A 5251-nucleotide genomic window follows, 5' to 3' on the forward strand; every position below is an offset into this window, starting at 1 on the left:
ATAGGCGATCGCCTGACGGTTCTTGTCGAACCTTACGGTGGTGTTTTAGGAGATTTTGTCGATCTGATCGATCCCTACTTTGGAGATGTAAAGGATGGTGCTGTTTCTGCGTTTGGCTACCGCAGTCCCATCTATTCGCAAGTTGGGTATGGTTCAGGGGCAGGTCTAACATATGAATTTAGCGATGCAGTTAACCTATCCCTAGCTTATTTAGCCAGTGAAGCCGAAAACCCTACATCTGGGTTGACTGGAGGTCCTTTTGTAGCATTAGCCCAGCTGACCTTGAAACCCACTGATACTATCGCTCTGGGTCTGACCTACGTGCGCTCCTATAATGGTCTTGATGCAGGCGTTGCAGGAGTTGGAAGTACATACTCCAATGACCCATTTGATGGAGAAAGCTACACGTCAGATTCTTATGGGTTAGCAGCGAATTTTCAAATCAACCCCAAGATTGCCTTGGGCGGTTGGGCTGGCTACACGCGAGCTGAAGCTGTCTCAGGTGCAATTGATGGAGCTAATGCTTCTATCTTTTACTATGCAGTAACTCTAGCTTTTCCAGATCTGTTACGAGAAGGCAACTTGGGTGGTATCGTGGTTGGCTTACCGCCTAAAGTGACTAGTAACGATATTAATGACCGTGAAGATAGGGATTCCTCTTTGCACCTAGAAGCTTTCTATCGCTTCCAAGTTACCAAAAATATTGGCATTACTCCAGGAGTGCTGGTCATTACCAATCCCGAACACAATTAAAGATAACGATACGATTTACGTGGGAACGATCCGGACTACGTTTTCTTTCTAAAATGGAGTAAGATCTGAGAACATTTCGCTCCTTACATAATGCTTTAGCTGCCTACCTTAAAGAACAATAAGGGATAAGCGCTCGTCTTGCTCCTCATGTTATCCCCTAGCCGACTCTAGTGATTGTAGAGTGTGAAATTCCGATCGAGCCAAAGTACATGAAATACAGCCCGATCGCGATATCCAATCATCGGAGCCTTAGCGCAGAACCGGAAAGCGATAAAATTCACATCATCAGTAATATGCTTTGGAACAGAAGCCTTCAGCGAATCTCTGGCAATCTTCTCATAACCTAAACCATGCCGTCTAGAAGAGTTTATTTCACTCCATGTCAACTGACTGAGCTTGAAAATTGTATCAGCGAAAGCAGACTTCTCATCTTTTGTACACTTAGATAAACAGTAGTCTTTACTTAAAAACCGTAGACAGAAGATAGGGGGTTCTTGCTCAGGATTAGTATCGCTGGCTTTTCTGGCACTAATCGATTTTCCCTTCTCCTGACGATTATTAGCATTAAATCGAAGCGACATTACACCGTGACTGAATGGTTGAGCTGAGTTTTGAAGTATTCTTTCATAGCACTTTGGGTAATCTCACCACCTGGCTCAGAAACGTCCTTCCAAGGAGCTTCTTCATGTGTCATATTTCTCAACTTCCATGCAGAGAACTGCCCAAAAACACAATAAACTTCATCTAAAAGACTACGAGTTTTCTCATCATAGGTGGAAAAGTCTATGTCATCAGGATACGGAATGCCATTAGCTCCGAATTCTTTATAATCACGGTACAACTCAGGTATAACGGGACCATGCGTCCATGCTTCAATCCGTTCGGAAAATAGCGGCTCATCATACAAAGCTAAATGGAAGCCTTGGGCATAGTAAACCAGTTTCTGAAGCTTAAGATTAGAGATTAGATCGCCAGCATCTTCATCCTCTTGAGCTAGAAAGTATTTCGCTATGTCGCGGCAGGTGAGCATAGTTTCCTCGTTTCCTCCATCCTTATTGACTACATTATCTGTGTAGTCAGAAAAATCCGCTGCAATTACAGTTTTTTTCCTGTCTTGCAACTACTTATCGAATTAGTTTTTATGTACTAGTGAGTACAATGCAATTATACACTTTGTACACACATTGTAAACTACTCTCTTTATAGAGAAATGATTTTTGGTCGGACCTCGATATATATGGGTTCTTACACGGCTGGAGTACGAAAACTTCTTCTCTATAGGCAGTTTACTCAATAGGGCTTTGAGCTGGAAGTGTATCTTAGCGCGAAATGGTTTTGGATCTCGACCCAAGCCGATTTCTGTAATTCCTTTTGCACAGCGATTTTAACAGGTTTGATCTTCATTTTTTAAAAAATCCTTAAAATTCCTATTCGTAAGCGCTTCTACACCCAAGGATCGAAATAGTTCCACCTCTCAATCTATTTCAATTCCTACGAGCGTAAAGCTTCTGTTGCGATATGATACCAGCCACGTTTGATTATAGAACACTTGTACTATTTCTAATTTAGTCGTAGTTTAGTCGGATAAAAGATAATTGTAACTTATTTTATATAAAGAGGGTGATATACTGATAAAACTGAAAGCATAAGTTGACCGACTAGCTCAATTTTTGATTTCAGCAGAAAAGCGTTAGCGCAGCTTAACGAAGTTATCGCGTTCGTCATGGCGCAAGAGAAAGCTATGTCAGCTGAAACCACGAAATCACAAGAAATATCTTCTAACCAGGTAATAGATTGGTCAGCGCCAGAACCACCCAGCGATCTCGTTTTTGATGATGGAGAACCATTGGAGACTAACCGCCACCGGATTGCGATGAACGTTCTGATTGATTCGGCGCTGTCGGCACTATCTGGGCGATCGGACTTTTTTGCGGGTGGCAATATGTTCGTCTACTACAGCCGCAATCAAGCGATGAATCGTGACTTTCGCGGTCCAGATTTTTTTGTTGCCTTGGATGTAGACGGTAGCCGCGAGCGCCAGGGCTGGGTGGTGTGGGAAGAAGACGGTCGCTATCCCGATGCGATCGTCGAATTACTGTCACCGAGTACGGCGAATGTGGATCGCGGAGTGAAAAAAGATTTATACGAACGGGTGTTCCGCACTCCAGATTACTTCGTTTTCGATCCTTTTGCTGCCCAGGAGCTGACGGGATGGCACTTGGAATTAGGGCGCGGCTACCAGCCCTTGATTCCCAACGAGCGCGGTTGGTTGTGGTGCGAAACTTTAGAATTGTGGCTGGGCACTTGGAATGGTAGTATCCGCCGAGAACCGCCGACTGGAACTTGTGATTGGTTGCGCTTCTACGATCGCGCCTTCAATTTAGTCTTGCTGCCAGAGGAAGTCGAAAAACAAAGGGCAGATAGACTGGCACAAAGGCTGCGGGAATTAGGCGAAGACCCCGATTTAATTTAAGCATTACCACAATGGATATTAGCGATCGCCTACCACCCATCAAAGTGATTTCCCTTAATTCTGGTAGCTTGGATACTGTACCTCCAGCTCAACCGACGAGACGGGGCAGACCTGTTAAGATTAAGACGATAACAACTGACATCCGTATTAGTAAGATTAGAGAGTTCATCAACAGTAACAACTTAGCACCTAACTCGCGCAAGGTTTACGAACGAGAACTGAGGCGCTTTATTGCCTGGACCGATCTGCTGTGGGGTGAGATCAAACCGCGCCACATCGCTCAGTATAAGGCTTATTTGGTGGAGGAAGTACAGTTACAATCGGGCAGATCGCTCTCAAAAAGTAGTATCAACAGCGCGATCGCCACGCTCAAAAGCTTCTTTGGCTGGATGGTGCAGACTTATCCCGACATCCTTGCCATCAATCCGACTGCTAGTGTGAAGCTAGAGAAGATCCCTCTACCCCCTGCCCAAAGCTTAACAGCCGAGCAAGTAGAGCGAATTTGGGCGGCAACCGAGTATCTGGGCGAGACACAACAGCGAGATCTAGCTTTACTCCACATTTTAAGCCACGGCTTGCGGGCGGGAGAAATTGTTAGCCTCAATGTCGGTGCGTTTGATGGCAAGCTAATCTTTGTGGCAGATACGAAGACAAACGAGCCGCGATTAGTGCCGCTACGAAAACAGAGCCGCGATGCACTTATGGAGTATTTGTCATGGCGCGAGTCACAAGGTGAAGAGATAAAGGGCGATCGCCCTTTGATTCTGTCCCATCACGCCACTCGTAAAGGGGAAAGATTGAGCTATCATGGCATCTACTTTGCCATAGAAAAGATCGGTGAATTGGCAGAAATTCCTCAGCTACACCCACACTCGTTCCGTCACACATACAGCACCGAGTTATTGCTGATGGGTGTCGATCCGACTCACGCTAGAAAGCTGACCGGTCATCAGAGCGAGAAAGCTTTTCGGCGCTACACCCTGCGCGGCGAACAAGAGGCGGCGATCGCTGCTTACTACCGTGCAGTTGGGGAAGAAGTTGAAGATCGGATTTAGTATGAGAGCGTTGCCGTTTTGGTAAGCAACAGAGTTTGAGAACAAATTGTTGTCAAATTGCCGATCTCGTCGTTTCTGTCTCAAATTTTCGGAGTTGTTGCATAATCCGCTTCAATCGACCAGATTTCATGTTCTCATCAAGTTTTTGCAATAGAACCTCTGGCTCCTGACTCCTTCTTCGATAAAATCTCGCGGTCGCGAGCGTAAACTACGCCTAGTCGCTTTCACTCCGCCTGAGTGTAGGGAGTGAAGTTTTACAAAGAATGGGACGCTTTCGGTGTGAAGCTTGGGATTATGAACCTTGGGCAGAAACATCAGTTGGTTTTCATCTGACTACCTTTGATATACATCAGTTGGGGAAGATACTCGGCGTTGTTGCTTGAGGAACAATTTATGAAATCGGGGAAGAAAAAGAAGATATTGCTTCAAGGTGTTTCACGGCGTGGTTTTTTACAAAGTGCTGCATTTGGTGCAGCAGCAGCCAGCGGCGCTCATTTACTTCCCACTCAAGCTAACCACTCGGAGAGCGCGATTGCTCTTTTTGGATCTGCAAACGAGTAGCACCACTGATTGTAGAGACACCCTAACCCTTATTAGTATGCCCAACAAAACCGTTAAGCTAAATACTTAGCCACAGCGTTGCTGAATTCTTCGTAGGGTTTAGCACCGACGATTGTTTCTACCAACTCGCCTTGTTGGAACAGCATCACAGCAGGAATACTGCGAATCCCAAATCGTTTGGCAATCGGTTGGTTGGCATCTAAGTCTAGCTTCAAGACCTTGGCACGGTCGCCATACTCCTGTGCCAATTGGTCGATTAAGGGAGCAATCAGTTTGCAAGGTCCACACCAAGTAGCTGTACAGTCTACTACAAACACTAGCTCAGTTTCTAGTAGCGTATTAAACTCAGTTTCGTCTTGGATATAAGCAGCAGCCATACACTCTCCTAGTAAAGTTCGCATTGTCTCAT

6 protein-coding genes are annotated in these 5251 nt (G+C 45.4%); 4 read left to right on the plus strand and 2 right to left on the minus strand.

What is annotated here, in order from left to right; genetic code table 11:
• A partial coding sequence (locus DSM107010_RS02575; RefSeq protein WP_199755368.1) for an iron uptake porin occupies positions 1–753 on the plus strand: 753 nt, incomplete at its 5' end.
• A gap of 580 nt (positions 754–1333) precedes the next feature.
• Here DSM107010_RS02575 and DSM107010_RS02585 read toward each other — a convergent pair.
• Entirely contained in the window at positions 1334–1783 is a 450-nt protein-coding gene (locus DSM107010_RS02585; RefSeq protein WP_106171504.1) for a Panacea domain-containing protein, read from the minus strand.
• A 711-nt stretch (positions 1784–2494) separates the two neighbouring features.
• On the opposite strand from DSM107010_RS02585, the gene DSM107010_RS02590 reads away from it, so the two are divergent.
• From DSM107010_RS02590 to DSM107010_RS02600, 3 genes are all read left to right on the plus strand, one after another.
• The gene (locus DSM107010_RS02590; protein WP_127022272.1) at positions 2495–3226 is read left to right on the plus strand and encodes a Uma2 family endonuclease; all 732 of its coding nucleotides are present in this window, start codon (positions 2495–2497) and stop codon (positions 3224–3226) included.
• Positions 3227–3237: 11 nt separating this feature from the next.
• Positions 3238–4281 carry a tyrosine-type recombinase/integrase gene (locus tag DSM107010_RS02595; protein WP_106169307.1) on the plus strand — a complete coding sequence of 348 codons (1044 nt, stop codon included), beginning with the start codon at positions 3238–3240 and terminating at the stop codon, positions 4279–4281.
• Between the two features lie 393 nt (positions 4282–4674).
• Complete coding sequence (locus DSM107010_RS02600) at positions 4675–4842, plus strand: twin-arginine translocation signal domain-containing protein (RefSeq protein ID WP_127022275.1); 168 nt, start codon at positions 4675–4677, stop codon at positions 4840–4842.
• A 53-nt stretch (positions 4843–4895) separates the two neighbouring features.
• Here DSM107010_RS02600 and trxA read toward each other — a convergent pair whose 3' ends face one another.
• On the minus strand, positions 4896–5219 hold the full coding sequence (trxA, locus tag DSM107010_RS02605; protein WP_106169310.1) for a thioredoxin: 324 nt from the start codon (positions 5217–5219) through the stop codon (positions 4896–4898).
• Between the last annotated feature and the right edge of the window lie 32 nt (positions 5220–5251).

Origin of the sequence: Chroococcidiopsis cubana SAG 39.79, from assembly GCF_003991895.1 — a bacterium.
GTDB classification, from domain to species: domain Bacteria; phylum Cyanobacteriota; class Cyanobacteriia; order Cyanobacteriales; family Chroococcidiopsidaceae; genus Chroococcidiopsis; species Chroococcidiopsis thermalis.